Below are 18587 nucleotides of genomic sequence, written 5' to 3'. Positions count from 1 at the left end.
CAATTCATCCGTGGAGCGGGATGCTTAATAGTTGAAAGTCTTGACCAGCAGCAGGTCACCGATGGCCCGCAGGGGCACGATGAAGGTCTCGCGTTTTTCGTCGACGGTGTTTTCGTTGAGCACCAGATTGATCTGCGAGGTGATCACCTCGTTCTGGTTGCTGGTCTCATCGAAGTTATAGCCGCCACTGCCGAAGTTGCCCCAATAGTTCACGTAAACCAGATAGGTGCCATGCATCGGCGCGGTCATGGTGAACATTTCCGGGCCGGGGCCATCGACACCGTCCGGGTCCAGACCGCCGCCGTTGCTCATCGCCGGGCGAGCCCAGAACGCATGCTGGCCGTCGGGGGTAATAATGTGCAGGTCGAGTTCGGCTTTCGGGTCATCCCAGCCCAACACCACGCGAATCCGCGCCGGAGTGCGCAGGTTGTTGGCTTCGTAGAATTGAACGCGCTTGAGCGATTTGCCTTCAGCGCTGCGTACTTCAACGCTGTTGGAGCCGGCGCCGAACGCATACGGCCGGGCGAAACGCCCTTGGTCGTCGGTGTACAGATTCAGAGGATTGCCGTTGACGGCCAGGGTATGCGGCCCTCGCTGAGTGCCGATGGCCTTGAGCTGGCCCTGGATCATGGTGCGATTGCGCTGCACACCGCGATCGATCGGTGGCGTGGGATAGGCGACTTGAGGATGTTCACTGCGGTCCAGCAGGCCGGAATAACGCCACCCACCCACCGGTTCCGACACCTCGGCCGAAGGCTCGGCTAACGCCGCGGACGCGCAGGCGAGCCCCATCAGCAATAGAAGAAATGAACGCATGTGACGCCTCCTGCCATGCATAACGAAACCTTGCGCCCGATCCTCGGCGCGTTACAGATCCAAAAACTGCGTTTCGTCAGAAAGACCCATGACTATCGGGTCGTAGAAGGCGCGAAGATTAGCCATTCGGCGGTTTTTTAACAATCGGATACCTCTATATTTGCGGTGGGATTCACGCTGGCAGGTGGACGGTGAGCCGAATAGGCGTCATGTTCGGCTCACCATATGAGCCGAATAACGTTTCTATTCGGCTCACCCACTCCAAGAGCACCGAGTTCATGGCACCTCACTGGATCTGGCAGCAGCCCGATTGGCCGAATTTCAACTGGCAAGCAGAGCGGTTGGGGCCGTTTTTGCGCGAGTGTGTCCAAGCACAAGGGCGATTGATGGGCATGGCCAGCTCAGTGGGCAATTCGCTGAGCGCTCAGAGCGAACTGGATGCGCTGCTGCAGAACATCGTGACCTCATCCGCTATTGAGGGTGAGCAGCTGAATGTCGGCTCGGTTCGCTCATCATTAGCGCGCCGGCTGGGCCTGGAACTGGTCGATGGCAATAATGTCAGCCAGCGCAGTGAAGGGTTGGCGCAATTGATGCTCGACGCCACTCAGCATTTCGCTGAACCGCTGACGCTGGAGCGATTACTCGATTGGCACGAATGGCTGTTTCCCGAGCAAGAGACCGATCTCGCTGCCCGGCCGATCCGTGTCGGTGCGTTACGTGGCGATGATCCGATGCAAGTGGTGTCCGGCCGCCTCGACAGACCAACCGTTCACTTCGAAGCCCCGCCTCGTCAGGGCCTTGAGCGACAGCTCGACACCTTCCTCGCCTGGTTTACCGCCAGCCGAAATCAGGCGGGACTTGATCCATTGCTGCGGGCCGGCATCGCGCACTTCTGGTTCGTGACATTGCACCCTTTCGACGATGGCAACGGGCGCCTGACGCGAACGATCACCGATCTGGCATTGGCTCAGGGTGAAGACCAAGCCATCCGCTTCTATGCCATGTCCGCGAGCATTCTCGAAGACCGGTCCGGCTATTATCGAGTGCTCGAAACCTGCCAGAAAGCCACGCTGGATATCACCGAGTGGCTGGAATGGTTTCTGCAAACCCTGCTGCGCAGCTTGCAACAGGCCATGGCGCGGATCGAAAGCGTGCTGGGTAAGGCGCGTTTCTGGCAGGCGCATCGGGAATCAGAGTTGTCTGCGGCACAGACCAAAGTACTGAATCGCTTGCTTGATGGCGGGGAGCGCAGCTTTGTGGATGGCATTAGCGCAGCGCAGTATCAGGCTGAAGCTAAAGTATCCAAGGCCACGGCAACCCGTCATTTGGCTGAGCTGCTTCAAAAGGGTGGCCTGAAACGCTTACCCGCTGGAGGCCGAAGTACGCGATACAAAATCGACGATCCGAATCCCTCCCAATAGTGAACAACCGTCCAGTTCTCAAACAAAGATTTCAACTGGAGCTCAAGCTCATCTCATGATCAACTACGGCCAGAAAAACCGTCGGCGAGGACGGCAAAACCAGAGGTAAGCCTGTGATATTGCGCAAACTGAAACTCAAGGATTTCCGTCGATTTGAAGACATTGAGATCGACTTCCATCCTGAACTGACGGTAATTGCCGCACGTAACGGGCAAGGCAAAACCACGATTCTGGAAGCTATTGCTACCGCTCTCGGGCCCTTTGTGGGCGCATTTGACATGGGAAAGTCCAAACACATCGAGCGCACAGATGCTCGCTACGTTCGCTTAGACAATAGTTTCGAAAATGAGCAGCGATTCCCGGTCATCATCGATGCCGCTCTGGATGCCCCGGACATTCAGTGGCAGCGGGCATTGCACGGTCCAAAAAGTCGAACAACAACTAAGGAAGCAACACCGCTGGCCAACTGGGGCAAGAAGCTTCAGGAGTCATTACGCTCGGAAGCAAAGACAGCCTTGCCGCTGGTCAGTTATTACCCTGCTGGCAGACTTTGGATCAATCACAACAACAGCATGCGCAAAGCGGTTGTCAGCGCTAGTAGAACCACGGGCTATGAAGACTGCCTCTCCTCCGCATCCAACTTTGTACAAATGCAGCAGTGGATGAGTAAAGCGACCCTGGCGTTGGTACAGCAGCAAGAGCTGCCGGGATACGAGCATTCAGATTTGAAACCGCGTATTGCCGGGATTCAGAACGCCGTGAACTTGGTACTGGAAGCTGAAGGTTGGAGTAACTTCCACTACAGCTTGAGTTATGAAGAACTCGCGATGTCTCATCCAGACCATGGGCTTTTGCCTATAAGCCTCCTGAGCGATGGTGTACGGGCCATGATTTCGCTAACGGCCGACATGGCCTTCCGTTGCAGTCGCCTTAACGGGCACCTCAAGGAACAGGCTTCCCTACTGACAGAAGGGATTGTTTTGATCGATGAAGTGGACCTGCATCTGCATCCGGCCTGGCAGCAACAAGTCATAGCGTCTTTGCGCAGGGCCTTTCCAAAAATTCAATTCATTCTCAGCACCCATAGCCCCCAGGTACTGACAACCGTTAACCGTGAGCAAATTCGGGTCATTTACAGGCAGGAGGATATCTGGATTGCCGAACGCCCCAAAATGAGTCCCCTTGGGCAAGAAGCCGGAGACGCTCTTGCGGGCATTATGGAAGTGCCTGAGCGTCCAGACATTCCCATTACAGAGACTGCTCAAGCCTACGAACAATTCGCCCGTGACGGTGAAGCTGACAAGCCCCAGGCAAAAGAACTGAAAGCAGAACTCGACAAGGCCGGCTATCAAATCCCACAAATCGAAGCCGAGCTTTGGGACTTTCTTGCTGAGCATGCCGAGAGTCAAAAGGATGATTGAACTGATTCATGCTCCAGTTCCGGCTGAAGCGAGCAAAGCACTATCGGACTACGCCGCTGCCGCTCCCGGAGCAGGGCCGAACGAATTCGATACACTGGCTTTTCTTCCGTATAAAAAAATCGTCAAAGCCTGCCTGCATAAAATCCAGGCAGGCCTTTGCGCCTACTGCGAGACATCATTGCAGGCAGATAAGGGCCAGGTGGAGCATATAAAGCCAAAAGGAGGAACAAACGCTCATCCGCACCTGACGTTCGACTACACAAACTACGCGCACGGCTGCATCAGCAGCAACTCGAAAACCTGCGGCCAAAAAAAGGATTCGGAAATTCTGCCGATCGAACCTAGACCCGGCTGCAATAGTTTTTTTTCGATATCTACAAAGGGTGACCTGAGCCCAGTGCCGACACTGTCAGATGCAGACAAACATCGAGTACGTGAAACAATCCGAATACTCGGGCTACAGCACCCACCGCTGGTTCTTGAGCGAAAGAAAATGATTGATGCGGTTTTGGAATTGAAGGCCAAAATGCCTGCACTTGTGCCGTTATTTCTAAGCACTAGAGAATTTCGGCACATCCTCAAACGCCTTTAAAACATAGTCAGACAGAACCTGCATAAAGCAGCTCAAGCAGCCCGCGCGTTGCTGATAACCCCCATGTCTGCTAGTGTCGCGCCGGTTTAACGTCAACCGGAAATCGCCGCCATGGCCCGCAAAAAAGCTGCACTGGATTTCGAACAATCCCTCGCTGACCTGCAAACGCTGGTCGAGCGTCTGGAGAATGGCGAATTGTCGCTGGAAGACTCGCTGACCGCTTTCGAGCAAGGCATCGGTCTGACCCGCGATTGCCAGGCGGCGCTGGCCCAGGCCGAGCAAAAGGTTCAGGTGCTGCTCGAGCGTGATGGCGAGTTGGCCGAGGAACCCTTCGACGCGGATCAACCAGAATGATTGAGGCGTACTCGGCAACCAGCCAGGCCCGCGTCAACGCGGCCCTGGAAACCCTGTTCACTGCGCCGGGCCCTGAGCTGGCGCGTTTGTACGAAGCCATGCGTTACAGCGTGATGAACGGCGGCAAGCGCGTGCGTCCACTGCTGGCTTACGCCGCGTGCGAAGCGCTCGGCGGCAAGGCCGAGCAAGCCAACGGCGCGGCCTGTGCGGTGGAGCTGATCCATGCTTACTCGCTGGTGCACGACGATTTGCCGGCGATGGACGACGACGACCTGCGTCGCGGCCAGCCAACCACCCACAAAAAATTCGATGAAGCCTGCGCAATCCTTGCCGGCGACGGTTTGCAGAGCCTGGCCTTCAGCGCCCTGCTCGACCCGCGCCTGAGCAACGCCGACGCAGAAATCCGTCTGCAGATGGTCAGCGCCCTGGCATTGGCGGCAGGCCCGGCAGGTATGGTGGGCGGCCAGGCCATCGACCTCGGCTCGGTTGGTCTGAAACTCGATCAAAAAGCCCTCGAATACATGCACCGGCACAAGACCGGTGCGCTGATTGAAGTCAGCGTCAAACTCGGCGCCCTGGCCAGTGGCCGTGCCGAGAAAGACGAACTGAAGTCGTTGCAGACGTATGCACAGGCCATCGGCCTGGCGTTTCAGGTTCAGGACGACATTCTCGACGTCGAAAGCGATACCGAAACCCTCGGCAAACGCCAGGGCGCCGACATTGCCCGCGACAAGCCGACCTACCCGGCCCTGCTCGGCCTCGACGCCGCCAAGGCCTACGCCTTGGAACTGCGCGATCAGGCACTGCACGCGCTGCGACCGTTTGACGCGGCAGCCGAGCCGTTGCGCGACCTGGCCCGGTATATCGTCGAACGCCGAAGCTGACGGCGTATCGGTCAAAAAATACCAACGCGTGGGCAGGGGGCGAAGCATCAGGTAAACTGCCGCATCTTTTATACCTATAACGATTCGCCTGATGCCCACGACGTTTCATGAGATTCCCCGCAAGCGCCCGAACACGCCGCTGCTCGACCGCGCCAACACGCCGGACGGCCTGCGCCGGTTAGGCGAAGCCGAGCTGGAAACCCTGGCCGATGAGTTGCGCCTGGAATTGCTCTACACGGTCGGCCAGACCGGTGGGCATTTCGGTGCAGGCCTGGGCGTGATCGAGCTGACCATCGCGTTGCATTACGTCTTCGACACTCCGGACGACCGTCTGGTGTGGGACGTGGGTCATCAGGCTTATCCACACAAGATCCTCACCGGTCGTCGCGAGCGCATGGGCACCCTGCGTCAGAAGGACGGCATCGCCGCGTTCCCGCGTCGCTCCGAGAGCGAGTACGACACCTTTGGCGTCGGTCACTCCAGCACCTCGATCAGTGCAGCGCTGGGCATGGCAATTGCCGCCCGCCTGCAGAACAGTGATCGCAAGGCCATCGCGGTGATCGGCGACGGCGCGCTGACCGCCGGCATGGCGTTCGAAGCGCTGAACCACGCGCCGGAAGTGGACGCCAATATGTTGGTGATCCTCAACGACAACGACATGTCGATCTCGCGCAACGTCGGCGGTCTGTCGAACTATCTGGCGAAAATCCTCTCCAGCCGCACCTACGCGAGCATGCGCGAAGGCAGCAAAAAAGTGCTGTCGCGTCTGCCCGGCGCCTGGGAAATTGCCCGCCGCACCGAAGAATACGCAAAAGGCATGCTGGTTCCTGGCACGCTGTTCGAAGAGCTGGGCTGGAACTACATCGGCCCGATCGACGGCCACGACTTGCCGACCCTGATCGCCACCCTGCGCAACATGCGCGATCTGAAGGGCCCGCAGTTCCTGCACATCGTCACCAAGAAAGGTAAAGGCTTCGCTCCGGCGGAAGTCGACCCGATCGGTTACCACGCCATCACCAAACTCGAACCGCTGGACGCCCCGGCCGCCGCGCCGAAAAAGGCCAGCGGGCCGAAGTATTCCGGTGTGTTCGGCGAGTGGCTGTGCGACATGGCGGCCGTCGATCCACGACTGGTGGGCATTACCCCGGCAATGAAGGAAGGCTCCGATCTGGTGGCCTTCAGTGAGCGCTTCCCGCTGCGCTACTTCGACGTGGCGATTGCCGAGCAGCACGCTGTGACCCTCGCTGCCGGCATGGCCTGCGAAGGCGCAAAACCAGTCGTGGCGATCTATTCGACGTTCCTGCAGCGAGGTTACGACCAACTGATTCACGACGTCGCGGTGCAGAACCTCGACGTACTGTTTGCCATCGACCGTGCAGGTCTGGTGGGTGAAGACGGCCCGACCCACGCGGGCAGCTTCGACCTGTCGTTCTTGCGTTGCATCCCCGGCATGCTGGTGATGACCCCAAGCGACGAAAACGAGTTGCGTAAAATGCTTAGCACCGGCCATCTGTACAACGGCCCGGCGGCAGTGCGTTACCCGCGCGGCAACGGCCCGAATGCGACCATCGAGAAAAACCTCGAACCGATTGAAATCGGCAAAGGCGTGGTTCGTCGCCAGGGCAGCAAGGTCGCCCTGCTGGTGTTTGGCGTGCAACTGGCCGAAGCCCTGAAAGTTGCCGAGACGCTGGATGCCACCGTGGTCGACATGCGTTTCGTCAAACCTCTGGACGAAGCACTGGTGCGTGAAATCGCTGCCAGCCATGAACTGCTGGTGACCGTCGAAGAGAACGCGATCATGGGCGGCGCCGGTGGTGCGGTCAGCGAATTCCTCGCCCGCGAGAACATCCTCAAGTCGATGCTGCATCTGGGCTTGCCGGACGTTTACGTCGAACACGCCAAGCCTGCGCAGATGCTGGCCGAGTGCAGGCTGGACGAGGCCGGGATCGAAGCTTCGATCCGCGAACGCCTGCAATTGCTCGACCTGTAAACCGATCCCCATGTAGGAGCTGCCGAAGGCTGCGATCTTTTGATCCTGCTCTTCGGCGGCTTCAAATCTGAAAAAAATCAAATCAAAAGATCGCAGCCTTCGGCAGCTCCACAGGGGTTGTGTCGTATCTGAAATTTCGGATCATCCATGAAACTCTCTCCCTTTGCCCTGACGCTGACCCTCTTGCCGGCCGGCCCGGCCCTGGCCGACACTTTCGAACGCGATCAAGCCTTGAAACTGCCCGACGTGCTGATCAGCGCCAACCGCCAGGTCGAAGCGCGTAACGACAGCAGCGCCGCCAACACCGTGTTCACCCGCGAAGACATTGATCGCCTGCAACCCGATAGCGTCACTGACCTGCTGCGCCGTGTACCCGGTGTGCAAGTCTCACAAACCGGCGGGCGCGGTAGTTTGCCGGGGGTTTACATTCGCGGTACGCAATCGGCCCAGAGCCTGGTGCTGGTCGACGGCCAACGCATCGGCAATTCGACCTCCGGCGACAGCAACCTGCAACACATCAACATCGAACAGGTCGAGCGCGTGGAAGTGCTGCGCGGCTCCCGTTCGGCGATTTACGGCAGCGATGCGATTGGCGGGGTGATCCAGATTTTTACCCGTCGCGGTGGCGAGCCTGGTTTGCAACCGCGCCTGCACGTGGGTTTCGGCAATAACCAGACTTGGGAACGCAGCCTCGGCTTGTCCGGTGGCGATGAACGAACCCGCTTCAACCTCGGCGCCAGTCTCGATGAAACTGCCGGGATCAATCGCAGCCACGAGTCGTACCCCAGCGATAGCGATCACGACGAGTACCGCAACAAATCCCTGAGCCTGAGCCTGAGCCACGTCCTGAGCGATGACATCGAAATCGGCGCCAACCTGCTGGATAACCGCGGTAAAAGCGAGTTTGACAACCCGTTCGGCCGCTTTGACCTGGACACCTTCGAGTCGGTCCAGCAACAGCCTTACAGTGAGTTCGACGTCAGCAGCGTCAGCAGTTACGTCGACGCGCGGGTCAATGACCTCTGGAAAACCCGCCTCGAATTCGGCCACAGCGAGAACCGCGAAAAGACCCTCGACAAACTCAGCGATGAGCGCAGCGTATTTAATACCTACCGCGATTCGGTGACCTGGCAGAACGACTTGAAGCCCAGCGAGCGCAACAGCCTGATCCTCGGCGGCGACTGGTACGAAGACCGGGTCAACAGCAGCACAGACTTCGACGAGGACAGTCGCTGGAACCGCGCGGCGTTTATCCAGCATCGTTATCAGGCCGACAGTTTCTCCACCGAACTGGGCCTGCGTCATGACGATAACCAGCAGTTTGGCAGCCAAAATACCTGGAGCGGCACTTTCACTGTGCCGCTGAACCCGGACAACGATGTGCTGCTCAGTTACAGCGAAGGCTTCCGCGCGCCGACCTTCAACGACTTGTATTACCCGGACTTCAGCAACCCGGACCTGAAACCTGAAACCTCGAAAAGCTATGAACTGCAATGGCGTAGCCAGCTGACTGCAAACAGTCGCCTGGAAGCTTCGCTGTACCGTACGGATCTGGAAGACGCGATTATCTTCGGCAGCAACAGCCGCCCGGAGAACGTGGCCTCGGCGCGCATCAACGGCTTCGAAGCGGCGTTGAAACAGGAGTTGTTCAACTGGCAGAGCAACCTCGGCGTGGCGATCATCGATCCACGGGATCGCGACACTGGCCACACGTTAGCCCGCCGTGCACGTCGCACGCTGAGCTGGGATCTGGATCGGCAGTTCGACCGCCTCGGCCTCGGTGCAAGTTGGCAAGCGGTGAGCAGCAGCTACGACGACTTGAATAATCAGCAACCACTGGGCGGCTATGCCCTGTTGGGGTTGCGCAGCAGTTGGGAACTTAATCGTGAGATCACGTTGGAGCTGAAGGTCGATAACCTATTGGACAAAGGTTACAGCCGGGCGCTTTACAGTCATGAAGACGTTCAGTACGGCTATCGCGAGGAAGGTCGGGCGTGGATGTTTGGGGTGACGTGGACGCCGGAGATCTGATCCGACCTTTGTTCTGTCTGGGCTGGCCTCTTCGCGGGCAAGCCTCGCTCCTACAGGTTTTACGTGCCCCCCACAATCGAATACGACACAACCCCTGTAGGAGCGAGGCTTGCCCGCGAAGGCCGCAACTCGGTCTCAGCGGTCAGGCGCGATCAATTGGCACAGCTTGGCTGTCGCTTCAATCATCTGGCCGCTCGGCCGTTCCAGGCCTTTATCTGTCACCAGCAGCAATTGCCCCTTTGCCACCGCCGTCACCTGCGGCCAGGCTTTCCACGCATCGAGCTGCGCCAGGTCACTGGCCAGAATCACCTCGGGATTGCGCTGCAACACCGCCTCCACACTGACCTGCGGTGCTGGCAGCGTCAGGTCGGCAAACACGTTACGAGCCCCGCAAACTTCTAGCGCATCGCTGATGATCTGCCCGCCGCCAACCGTATACAGCGGCCGATCCCATACTTGATAGAACACCCGCAGCGGCTCATCCCGTCGATAGCGCTGGCGCAGCGATTCCAGTCGCGTACGTAAATCGGTGGCCAATGAAACACCGCGCTCAGGCCTGCCGAGCTGTGTGGCAATCGCCTCTATCTGGACGGTAAGTTGTTCAAGGTTGTGTGGTTCGGCGACGTAGGTCGGGATGTTCAAACGCTTGAGCTGTTCACGCTGGGCCGGGCCGACGCTGCCGGGCCAGAGCAACAGCAAATCGGGTTTCAGGCTCAGCAGCCGCTCCATGTCCAACTGGCCGTAGCGGCCAACGGAAGGCAAACCCTTGAGTTCGGCAGGACGCTCTCCGGCATCCAGCACGCCCACTAAAAGATCGGCTGAACCCAGTTCGACAACGATTTCAGAGAGAGACGGCGCGAGACTCACCACGCGCTCGACCGCCGCCACCGAACCGCTGACGGCCAGCAACAAAACCGCCAGCCAGACAGAACGCATCAGCCGAGTTGACGCGGAATACGGTAGAGGTAGAACAGCACGGTGGTCGACAGTGCCAGCAGCACCAGCGGTACGGCTTCAAGGCCGACGAAAACGGCCACTGCACCGATCCAAGCGGGCAAGCCGGCCGCGAGGAAGGCCGCACGGCGCTTGGCAGCGAGGCTGATCCACGCGGCGGGTTCTTCTGGGGTGTCGAGGGCTTTTTGGGTGGCAATCAATGCGTGTTTGTAGCCGCCAAAGAACTTCAGGCTGACAAACATCGAAGCGACACCGGCGATGAACAACGGCATCGCCAGCACTGGCAAGATCGCCTCGCTCTGTCCGAACACGCCATTGATCACAAACAGCGGCAACAAGGCCAGCGCCAGGTATTGCCACCAACTGACGGACAGTCGCCGCCGCACCTGACCGCGCGTCACGCCCGGTCTGCCTCGCCCTGATGTTCGTTGCCCATCATGTGGTCGAGCTTGCTGGCCTTGGTCGCCAGGTACAGCTTGTTGTGCGGGTTGTGACCGGTGTGCAGCGGCACGCGCTCGGCAACCACGATAGCCATGTCGGTCAGGGCTTTGACCTTGCGCGGGTTGTTGGTCATCAGGCGCAGGGATTTCACACCCAGGTGCTCCAGCATCGGCAGGCACATGGCGTAGTCACGCTGGTCGGCGGCAAAGCCCAGACGCTCGTTGGCTTCAACGGTGTCGGCACCGCCGTCCTGCAACTCATAGGCGCGGATCTTGTTCAGCAGGCCGATACCACGACCTTCCTGACGCAAGTACAGCAATACGCCACGCCCTTCACGAGCGATGGCCTGCAGCGCGGCCTCCAGTTGCGAGCCGCAGTCGCAACGCTGGCTGAACAAGGCATCGCCGGTCAGGCATTCGGAGTGCAAACGGCCGAGTACCGGGGCACCGTCGGCGATCTCACCCAGGCTCAGCACAACGTGCTCGAGGCCGGTGGCTTCGTCGAGAAAGCCGTGCATGGTGAATTGCGCAAAAGGCGTTGGCAGCTTGGAAGCGGCGACAAAAACGACAGGCACCGGTGTGCTCCTGATCTAAAGAGTCTGAAGATTCGCAGGCCGGCATTGTAACAGCAGGTTCCGGACGACGCTTAGGCTGAATTATCGGCCATAACAATCAAAAAGTTTGATGTCTGGGTGCAATCGACTTGTGTAGGAGCTGCCGCAGGCTGCGATCTTTTGATTTTGTTTTTTAAAAAGACAAGATCAAAAGATCGTCCGAACGCGGCCCGAGCCTCCGGCAGCTCCTACATTGACCGTTTTCAATCCGAATCAAACGGGTACGGCTGTTTCCAGCGTTCGAAGATCGGTTTGAGCTCTCCGCTTTTCACCAGTTCTTCCATGCGCTGGTCGAACAACGCCATCAGCGTGCGGGCCTGTGGAGTCTTGGCAAAGCACAGATACAGCGGCAGTTCCGCGATATGTGTCTTGCGGAACTGGGACGAGTCCTTGGCCCGATTGAGGACGTAATCGACTTCGGTCAGTGCATCGATGTAGAAGTCGGCGCGATTGTGGGTGAGCATCGACACGATCCCGGTACGGCGGATCACCTCGTCGTAGTGGCGCACATTGGGCAAGTAATCCTGGTAGTCATAGCCACGTACCCAGGCCAGTCGATAATTCCCCAAAGTTTCCGGGGTCGGCACCGGACTGCTGGCCAGCCCCAAGGCATAGATGTGATCGGTGTCGAAGTTCCAGTGTGGATAGAGCACATCGCCGGACTCATCACGATAGGAGCCAACACATGCATCCACTTCGCTGCGCTCCGCGAGGCCCAAGGAACGCAGATAAGGCTCGGTGCGGATGTCGAGCTTGACACCCGCCGGTTCGAAGACCTGCCTTAACACATCCCAACCCAGCCCATGGCCATCGGCAGCGGTGTAGTCTTCCCAGTCTTCGCTGGCCAGGTGAATAACAGACGGCAGCGTCGCGGCGTCCTCCGCCTGCGCGAGCGAACAAAACAAGGTGAACACCATCACCATCAAACCGCGTAGAGCCATCCTTAGTTCTCCCGTTTAATCCTTTAGGCGAAGATCCTTACCAGCCCTTGCATTGCCAACCACGCAAACACCCCGGCCAATACGTCGTCGAGCATGATCCCGACGCCACCATGCACGTGCCGGTCGATCCAGCGAATCGGCCACGGCTTGAGAATATCGAAGAAGCGGAACATCAGGAAACCCACCAGCAACCACTGCCAGCCTTCCGGCACCAGCCACAGGGTGATCCACATCCCGACCATTTCATCCCAGACGATGCCTTCGTGGTCGTGCACACGTAAATCATCGGCCACTTTGCCGCACAGCCAGAAGCCGAACAGCATGGTGGCGCCCAACATCAGCCAGTAGCCCCAATCGGGCAACATCTGCCATAACGGAATAAAGGGTAGCGCAACTAACGACCCCCAGGTGCCGGGCGCCTTTGGCAAGGTGCCCGAGCCGAAGCCGAACGCGAGGAAATGCCATGGATTGCGCCAGACCGACGGCGGTACGAATTCCGCCGGGGTTTGCTTGGGATGGTCTGTCACGGTGTCTCCCGAAAATGTTGATAACCCCGGGTTTGCGGGGTGATGTCTTGTCCAGCGGCGTCCAGCAGTGTGACGCCCTTCCCGCTCACGACGCGCCCGACCACATGAATCGGCCAGCCATCGGCCAGCAATGACGGTAACTCAGTGGACGGCAAGGTGAAGGCCAGCACGTAATCGTCACCACCGCTCAGGCCAGCATGTTCTGCGCCTGACTGGCCGAGAAACGCGACCAACGCCTTGGACAGCGGCAAACGGTCGAGCTCGACCTCAAGGCCGACCTGCGACGCCAGGGCGATGTGCCCACAGTCAGCGAGCAAGCCGTCGGAGATGTCCAGCGCCGACGTTGCCTTGCCACGCAACGCCTGCCCCAAACCAAGCTGTGGTTGTGGCGACCAGTAATGCGCCAGCAGCGGGTCGGCGATGTCCGCCTCGGCGGTGCGCTGGCCAAGCACTAACGGCAAGGCTCCGGCGGCACTACCCAACTCGCCGCCAACACACAGCAAGTCGCCGGGCTGTGCGCCGCTGCGGGTCAGTGCTTTGCCGGACGGCACACGACCGAACACCGTCATGGTCAGGCTCAACGGCCCACGAGTGGTATCGCCCCCCACCAAAGCCACGCCGCAGCGTTGCGCCATCAGGTTCAACCCACGGGCGTAGGCATCCAGCCAATCGGCGGTTACCGTCGGCAAGGTCAGGGCAAGGGTAAAGGCAACAGGGGTGGCGCCCATGGCAGCCAGGTCGCTGACCGCAACGGCCAGCGAGCGCTGACCGAGCAGAAAGGGGTCGCAAGGATCTGCGAAGTGCACACCGGCCACGAGCGTGTCGGTGGAAATCGCCAACTGTTCCCTGGGGGGAACAGTCAGCAAGGCACAGTCGTCACCGATTCCGAGAGCAACGCCTTCGCCGCCCTGCGCACAAGGCGCGGCGGCGAAGAAATTGCGGATCAGCTCAAACTCGCCCATGGCAATGGCAGTTCAAGCGCAAATCAGCGCTTGAACGCCTTTACTTCAGCTTCACGCAGACGCGGGGCCAGCTTGTCGAGCACACCGTTGACGAACTTGTGGCCGTCGGTGGAACCGAAGACCTTGGCCAATTCGATACCTTCGTTGATCACAACGCGGTATGGCACGTCGACGCGCTTGAGCAGTTCCCAGGTGGACAGGCGCAGAACCGCCAGTTCAACCGGATCCAGCTCTTCGATGGTCAAGTCCAGGCAAGGCTTGAGCGCGGTGTCGATTTCGGTCTTGAACTGCGGAACCCCGTGGAGGATTTCGCGGAAGTAGGCGCCATCGACATCGCTGAAATCGTTATCGACCCGGAACTGCGCTTCGATCTCGTTCAGTGACTGCTTGGCCATGTGCCATTGGTACAGTGCCTGAGTCGCGAGCTGACGAGCCTCACGACGCTTGACGCTTTTCGATGGCTTGCCGGCATCCGCAGGCTTTGGATCGCGCGGGTTGAAACGATCGCTTTCGTCGCTAATCACTTGGCCTCCAACTGCGCCAGCAGGCTGACCATTTCCAGAGCGGACAGGGCAGCTTCAGCACCTTTGTTACCGGCCTTGGTGCCGGAACGTTCAATGGCTTGCTCGATGGAGTCAACGGTCAGGACGCCGAAAGCGACCGGAACGCCGAACTCCATGGACACCTGGGCCAGGCCCTTGGTGCATTCGCCCGCCACGTATTCGAAGTGCGGAGTACCGCCACGAATGACTGCGCCCAGGGCGATGATTGCCGCGAACTCGCCTTTCTGAGCGACTTTCTGCGCAACCAGCGGAATTTCGAAGGCGCCAGGCGCGCGGATAATGGTGATGTCGCTTTCGCTCACGCCATGGCGAACCAGGGCATCAACTGCACCGCTGACCAGGCTTTCAACAACGAAGCTGTTGAAACGGCCTACTACCAAAGCGTAGCGGCCTTTAGGGGCGATGAAGGTACCTTCGATGGTCTTCAGGGTCATTCGTCAGATCTCTTAAAGAGCCGGGACGCGTCTTCTACGCGTCCCTCAGTGATTTATTTGCCGCGAATTCAGGACCGGAAACAACCGGTCATTATTCGGAGGGCACGTATTCTACAACTTCCAGATCGAAACCGGATATCGCATTAAATTTCATCGGTGCGCTCATCAAACGCATTTTGCGCACGCCGAGGTCACGCAGGATCTGCGAACCGGCACCGACCGTGCTGTAAGTGGTCGGTTTTTTCACGGCCGCGTGATCGGCGGTTTCACGGATGTGCGCCAGCAACACGTCGCCATCGAGCGGATGACCGAGCAACAGCACCACGCCACTGCCAGCCTCGGCGACCGCAGCCATGGCGGCACGCAGGCTCCAGCGGCCCGGTTGCTTGACCATCAGCAGGTCGCGCAGCGGGTCCATGTTATGCACGCGAACCAGGGTCGGTTCTTCGGCACACACGTTGCCCAGCGTCAGCGCCATGTGCACGTCGCCTTCCACGGAATCACGATAGGTCACCAGGTTGAATTGGCCCAGTTCGCTGTCCAGCGGCTGTTCGGCAATCCGCTGAACGGTACGTTCGTGGATCATCCGGTAGTGAATCAGGTCGGCGATGGTGCCGATCTTGATGCCGTGTTCGGCGGCAAAGGCTTCCAGTTCTGCGCGACGGGACATGGTGCCGTCGTCGTTCATCACTTCGCAGATCACGCCGCTCGGCTCGAAACCGGCCATGCGCGCCAGGTCGCAGGCGGCTTCGGTGTGGCCGGCGCGAGCCAGGGTGCCACCGGCCTGGGCCATCAGCGGGAAGATGTGACCGGGGCTGACAATGTCTTCAGCCTTGGCGTCTTTCGCGGCGGCTGCTTGCACGGTGCGCGCGCGGTCGGCGGCGGAGATGCCGGTGGTCACACCGGTGGCCGCTTCGATGGACACGGTGAACTTGGTGCCGAAACCGGAACCGTTGCGCGGAGCCATCAATGGCAGCTTGAGCAGTTCGCAGCGCTCGCGGCTCATCGGCATGCAGATCAGGCCACGGGCGTGCTTGGCCATGAAGTTGATGTGCTCGGGCTTGCAGCACTCGGCGGCCATGATCAGGTCGCCTTCGTTCTCGCGGTCTTCGTCATCCATGAGGATGACCATCTTGCCTTGGCGGATATCTTCAACCAGTTCTTCGATGCTATTGAGCGCCACAAGGCACCCCCCTTCTTTCGAAATTTGAGCTTCAGGATTTGAGGTAGCCGTTTTGGGCCAGAAAGCTTTCGGTGATGTTACTGGAGGTTGGCTCTGCGGCCTTGTCGCCCAGCAACAGGCGCTCCAGGTAACGGGCCAGCAAATCCACTTCCAGATTCACCCGGCGACCTGGCTGATAAGAAGCCATGATGGTTTCGCTAAGGGTGTGCGGAATGATCGTCAGCAGGAATTCGGCGCCATCGACCGCGTTCACGGTCAGGCTGGTGCCGTCGACGGTGATCGAGCCTTTGTGGGCGATGTACTTGGCCAGTTCTTTCGGCGCGCGGATGCGGAATTCCACGGCACGCGCATTCTCGGTACGGGCAACCACTTCGCCCACGCCATCGACGTGACCGCTGACCAGATGTCCGCCGAGGCGAGTGGTCGGGGTCAGGGCTTTTTCCAGGTTGACCGGGCTGCCACTTTTCAGGTCGTTCATGGCGGTGCAGTCGAGGGTTTCGCGGCTGACGTCGGCGGCAAAGCCATTGCCCGGCAGTTCAACGGCGGTCAGGCACACGCCGTTGACCGCGATGCTGTCGCCCAGTTTGACGTCGCTCAAATCGAGCTTGCCGGTTTCTACGTGAACCCGCACATCTCCGCCCTTTGGGGTCAATGCACGAATACTGCCGATGGATTCGATGATGCCGGTAAACATGGAGTCCTCCTCGAGAACAGGGCTGTCGCGTGGCGCAGCCCGGGAATTATACGCTCGCTGCTGGCACAGGAATGGCGATGACTCGCCAGTCATCGCCAACCGCACGAATTTCGGTGATTTTAAGCTCGGGTGCATCCTTCATTTGCGCGAGCGGCCAGTCCAGCAGCGGCCGCGCCGAGGAGCCGAGGAACTTGCCGGCGATGAAGATCTGAAACTCATCCACCAGACCTTGCTGGGCAAACGCCCCCGCCAGGCGCGGACCTGCCTCGACCAACACTTCATTGACCCCGCGAGCCGCGAGTGCCACCAGCAACTGGCGCAAATCAACCTGACCGTCATAGCCAGGCACGATCAGGCATTCAGGGCCATTGGCGTATTGCTCTTCCACCGCAACACAAGTGGCAACCAGCGCCGGGCCAGCCTTGAAGAACGCTGCATCCAACGGCACGCGAAGACGACCGTCGACCAGCACGCGAAGCGGTGTACGGCTCATGGCCAGCGCGGTTTGTTCCGCGTCCAGACCCAGCTCATCGGCACGTACGGTCAAACGGGCGTTGTCCGCCAGCACCGTGTCGGCGCCAGTCAGTACCACACTGGCCTGGGCACGCAGGCGTTGCACTGCCGAACGCGCCGCCGGGCCGGTGATCCATTGGCTTTCGCCGCTTTCCATCGCCGTACGACCGTCGAGACTCATGGCCAACTTGACCCGCACGAACGGCAAGCCGTGTTCCATACGTTTCAAAAAGCCTTGATTGAGCTTGCGCGCCTCGCCTTCCAGCACACCGCTTTCGGTGGCGATGCCAGCCTGTTGCAGGCGTTGCAGACCGCGACCGGCGACTTCCGGGTTCGGATCCTGCATCGCCGCGACCACCCGCGCCACACCGGCATTCACCAGTGCATCGGCGCAGGGCGGCGTACGGCCGTGGTGGCTGCAAGGTTCGAGAGTGACATAGGCGGTTGCGCCGCGGGCCTTGTCGCCAGCGGCGCGTAAGGCGTGGACTTCGGCGTGGGGTTCGCCAGCGCGCTCATGCCAGCCCTCGCCGACAATCTGCCCGTCACGCACGACCACGCAACCGACTCGCGGGTTGGGGTGCGTGGTGTAATGACCTTTGCGCGCCAGTTCCAGCGCGCGGGCCATGTAATGGGCATCGAGGATGGCTTGTTCTGCGGATGTGGTCATTCTTTCACCGGCTCACGGGCCAGGCGATCGATCTCTTCGCGGAACTCGTTGAGGTCCTGGAAGCGGCGATACACCGAAGCGAAGCGGATGTAGGCGACTTCGTCGAGCTTTTGCAGCTCGGCCATCACCAGTTCACCGACCACGAGGGATTTGACCTCGCGTTCGCCGGTGGCGCGCAGTTTGTGCTTGATGTGCACCAGCGACGATTCGAGGCGCTCGACACTCACCGGGCGCTTCTCCAGCGCACGCTGCATGCCGGCGCGAAGTTTTTCTTCGTCGAACGGCTGGCGACTGCCATCGGTTTTGATCAGGCGCGGCAACACCAGTTCAGCGGTCTCGAACGTCGTGAAACGCTCGCCGCAGGCCAGGCATTCACGCCGGCGGCGCACCTGTTCGCCCTCGGCGACCAGACGCGAGTCGATGACCTTGGTGTCGTTGGCACCGCAGAAGGGACAGTGCATGGTGGCAGGCAACAAAAAAAGGGAGGGCCATGGTAGCGCATCCCGGTGGCAAGACAAGCCATAGGGTTTGCGGTATACAGACGGGATATATCGATTGTTCCATGGATGACACCTTGCTGGAGCCG

General features: G+C 59.6%; 20 protein-coding genes. 7 read left to right on the top strand and 13 right to left on the bottom strand.

The window, feature by feature from the left end; all coding sequences use genetic code 11:
* Window positions 1-24: 24 nt before the first annotated feature.
* A complete protein-coding gene (locus KUF73_RS14195) occupies window positions 25-816 on the bottom strand; it encodes a YfaP family protein (protein ID WP_218438620.1) in 792 nt (263 codons plus the stop codon).
* 278 nt (window positions 817-1094) lie between these two features.
* Here KUF73_RS14195 and KUF73_RS14190 point away from each other — a divergent pair, with 278 nt between their 5' ends.
* From KUF73_RS14190 to KUF73_RS14160, 7 genes are all read left to right on the top strand, one after another.
* Window positions 1095-2237: a Fic family protein gene (locus KUF73_RS14190; protein WP_218438619.1), complete on the top strand. Its 1143-nt coding sequence runs from the start codon at window positions 1095-1097 to the stop codon at window positions 2235-2237.
* A 113-nt stretch (window positions 2238-2350) separates the two neighbouring features.
* Complete coding sequence (locus tag KUF73_RS14185; protein ID WP_218438618.1) at window positions 2351-3658, top strand: AAA family ATPase; 1308 nt, start codon at window positions 2351-2353, stop codon at window positions 3656-3658.
* A complete protein-coding gene (locus KUF73_RS14180; RefSeq protein WP_218438617.1) occupies window positions 3651-4250 on the top strand; it encodes a retron system putative HNH endonuclease in 600 nt (199 codons plus the stop codon). Before KUF73_RS14185 ends, KUF73_RS14180 begins: the two co-directional genes overlap by 8 nt.
* Before the next feature lie 111 nt (window positions 4251-4361).
* Window positions 4362-4604 carry an exodeoxyribonuclease VII small subunit gene (locus tag KUF73_RS14175; protein ID WP_007894317.1) on the top strand — a complete coding sequence of 81 codons (243 nt, stop codon included), beginning with the start codon at window positions 4362-4364 and terminating at the stop codon, window positions 4602-4604.
* Complete coding sequence (gene ispA / locus KUF73_RS14170; RefSeq protein ID WP_218438616.1) at window positions 4601-5488, top strand: (2E,6E)-farnesyl diphosphate synthase; 888 nt, start codon at window positions 4601-4603, stop codon at window positions 5486-5488. The genes KUF73_RS14175 and ispA overlap by 4 nt, the downstream gene beginning before the upstream one ends.
* Window positions 5489-5579: 91 nt before the next feature.
* Window positions 5580-7478 carry a 1-deoxy-D-xylulose-5-phosphate synthase gene (gene dxs / locus KUF73_RS14165; protein WP_218438615.1) on the top strand — a complete coding sequence of 633 codons (1899 nt, stop codon included), beginning with the start codon at window positions 5580-5582 and terminating at the stop codon, window positions 7476-7478.
* A gap of 147 nt (window positions 7479-7625) precedes the next feature.
* Complete coding sequence (locus tag KUF73_RS14160; RefSeq protein ID WP_218438614.1) at window positions 7626-9509, top strand: TonB-dependent receptor domain-containing protein; 1884 nt, start codon at window positions 7626-7628, stop codon at window positions 9507-9509.
* A gap of 135 nt (window positions 9510-9644) precedes the next feature.
* Here the strand turns inward: KUF73_RS14160 and KUF73_RS14155 are convergent, their stop codons facing one another.
* The 12 genes from KUF73_RS14155 to nrdR form a co-directional block, all read right to left on the bottom strand.
* Window positions 9645-10445, bottom strand: coding sequence for a cobalamin-binding protein (locus tag KUF73_RS14155; protein WP_218438613.1), 801 nt, complete (start codon window positions 10443-10445; stop codon window positions 9645-9647).
* Window positions 10445-10864, bottom strand: a complete 420-nt coding sequence (locus KUF73_RS14150; RefSeq protein ID WP_218438612.1) for an MFS transporter — start codon at window positions 10862-10864, stop codon at window positions 10445-10447. Before KUF73_RS14150 ends, KUF73_RS14155 begins: the two co-directional genes overlap by 1 nt.
* Window positions 10861-11478 (bottom strand): GTP cyclohydrolase II, encoded by a 618-nt coding sequence (ribA, locus tag KUF73_RS14145; RefSeq protein WP_218438611.1) that lies wholly within the window; start codon window positions 11476-11478, stop codon window positions 10861-10863. Before ribA ends, KUF73_RS14150 begins: the two co-directional genes overlap by 4 nt.
* Before the next feature lie 242 nt (window positions 11479-11720).
* Window positions 11721-12458, bottom strand: a complete 738-nt coding sequence (locus KUF73_RS14140) for an ABC transporter substrate-binding protein (RefSeq protein WP_218438610.1) — start codon at window positions 12456-12458, stop codon at window positions 11721-11723.
* A gap of 23 nt (window positions 12459-12481) precedes the next feature.
* Window positions 12482-12985: a phosphatidylglycerophosphatase A gene (locus KUF73_RS14135; RefSeq protein ID WP_218438609.1), complete on the bottom strand. Its 504-nt coding sequence runs from the start codon at window positions 12983-12985 to the stop codon at window positions 12482-12484.
* Window positions 12982-13947, bottom strand: a complete 966-nt coding sequence (thiL, locus tag KUF73_RS14130) for a thiamine-phosphate kinase (RefSeq protein WP_218438608.1) — start codon at window positions 13945-13947, stop codon at window positions 12982-12984. The genes KUF73_RS14135 and thiL overlap by 4 nt, the downstream gene beginning before the upstream one ends.
* A gap of 23 nt (window positions 13948-13970) precedes the next feature.
* Window positions 13971-14471 carry a transcription antitermination factor NusB gene (nusB, locus tag KUF73_RS14125; protein ID WP_103403407.1) on the bottom strand — a complete coding sequence of 167 codons (501 nt, stop codon included), beginning with the start codon at window positions 14469-14471 and terminating at the stop codon, window positions 13971-13973.
* Window positions 14468-14944 (bottom strand): 6,7-dimethyl-8-ribityllumazine synthase, encoded by a 477-nt coding sequence (gene ribE, locus KUF73_RS14120; protein WP_003228649.1) that lies wholly within the window; start codon window positions 14942-14944, stop codon window positions 14468-14470. The genes nusB and ribE overlap by 4 nt, the downstream gene beginning before the upstream one ends.
* 91 nt (window positions 14945-15035) lie before the next feature.
* A complete protein-coding gene (ribBA, locus tag KUF73_RS14115) occupies window positions 15036-16127 on the bottom strand; it encodes a bifunctional 3,4-dihydroxy-2-butanone-4-phosphate synthase/GTP cyclohydrolase II (RefSeq protein WP_218438607.1) in 1092 nt (363 codons plus the stop codon).
* 31 nt (window positions 16128-16158) lie between these two features.
* Window positions 16159-16821 carry a riboflavin synthase gene (locus KUF73_RS14110; RefSeq protein ID WP_046047353.1) on the bottom strand — a complete coding sequence of 221 codons (663 nt, stop codon included), beginning with the start codon at window positions 16819-16821 and terminating at the stop codon, window positions 16159-16161.
* A 46-nt stretch (window positions 16822-16867) separates the two neighbouring features.
* The gene (gene ribD / locus KUF73_RS14105) at window positions 16868-18001 is read right to left on the bottom strand and encodes a bifunctional diaminohydroxyphosphoribosylaminopyrimidine deaminase/5-amino-6-(5-phosphoribosylamino)uracil reductase RibD (protein WP_218438606.1); all 1134 of its coding nucleotides are present in this window, start codon (window positions 17999-18001) and stop codon (window positions 16868-16870) included.
* Window positions 17998-18462 (bottom strand): transcriptional regulator NrdR, encoded by a 465-nt coding sequence (gene nrdR, locus KUF73_RS14100; RefSeq protein WP_003228656.1) that lies wholly within the window; start codon window positions 18460-18462, stop codon window positions 17998-18000. The genes ribD and nrdR overlap by 4 nt, the downstream gene beginning before the upstream one ends.
* Window positions 18463-18587 lie beyond the last annotated feature (125 nt).

It is taken from the genome of Pseudomonas sp. PD9R (assembly GCF_019200975.1).
Classification (GTDB): domain Bacteria; phylum Pseudomonadota; class Gammaproteobacteria; order Pseudomonadales; family Pseudomonadaceae; genus Aquipseudomonas.
This window is presented reverse-complemented; position numbering and strand designations above follow the sequence as displayed.

Excerpts from the sequence above, each read along its gene's own strand:
- KUF73_RS14195 (WP_218438620.1), bottom strand. The coding sequence starts at position 816 with ATGCGTTCATTTCTTCTATTGCTGATGGGGCTCGCCTGCGCGTCCGCG.
- KUF73_RS14190 (WP_218438619.1), top strand. The coding sequence starts at position 1,095 with ATGGCACCTCACTGGATCTGGCAGCAGCCCGATTGGCCGAATTTCAAC.
- KUF73_RS14180 (WP_218438617.1), top strand. The coding sequence starts at position 3,651 with ATGATTGAACTGATTCATGCTCCAGTTCCGGCTGAAGCGAGCAAAGCA.
- KUF73_RS14175 (WP_007894317.1), top strand. The coding sequence starts at position 4,362 with ATGGCCCGCAAAAAAGCTGCACTGGATTTCGAACAATCCCTCGCTGAC.
- ispA (WP_218438616.1), top strand. The coding sequence starts at position 4,601 with ATGATTGAGGCGTACTCGGCAACCAGCCAGGCCCGCGTCAACGCGGCC.
- dxs (WP_218438615.1), top strand. The coding sequence starts at position 5,580 with ATGCCCACGACGTTTCATGAGATTCCCCGCAAGCGCCCGAACACGCCG.
- KUF73_RS14160 (WP_218438614.1), top strand. The coding sequence starts at position 7,626 with ATGAAACTCTCTCCCTTTGCCCTGACGCTGACCCTCTTGCCGGCCGGC.
- KUF73_RS14155 (WP_218438613.1), bottom strand. The coding sequence starts at position 10,445 with ATGCGTTCTGTCTGGCTGGCGGTTTTGTTGCTGGCCGTCAGCGGTTCG.
- KUF73_RS14140 (WP_218438610.1), bottom strand. The coding sequence starts at position 12,458 with ATGGCTCTACGCGGTTTGATGGTGATGGTGTTCACCTTGTTTTGTTCG.
- thiL (WP_218438608.1), bottom strand. The coding sequence starts at position 13,947 with ATGGGCGAGTTTGAGCTGATCCGCAATTTCTTCGCCGCCGCGCCTTGT.
- ribE (WP_003228649.1), bottom strand. The coding sequence starts at position 14,944 with ATGACCCTGAAGACCATCGAAGGTACCTTCATCGCCCCTAAAGGCCGC.
- KUF73_RS14110 (WP_046047353.1), bottom strand. The coding sequence starts at position 16,821 with ATGTTTACCGGCATCATCGAATCCATCGGCAGTATTCGTGCATTGACC.
- ribD (WP_218438606.1), bottom strand. The coding sequence starts at position 18,001 with ATGACCACATCCGCAGAACAAGCCATCCTCGATGCCCATTACATGGCC.
- nrdR (WP_003228656.1), bottom strand. The coding sequence starts at position 18,462 with ATGCACTGTCCCTTCTGCGGTGCCAACGACACCAAGGTCATCGACTCG.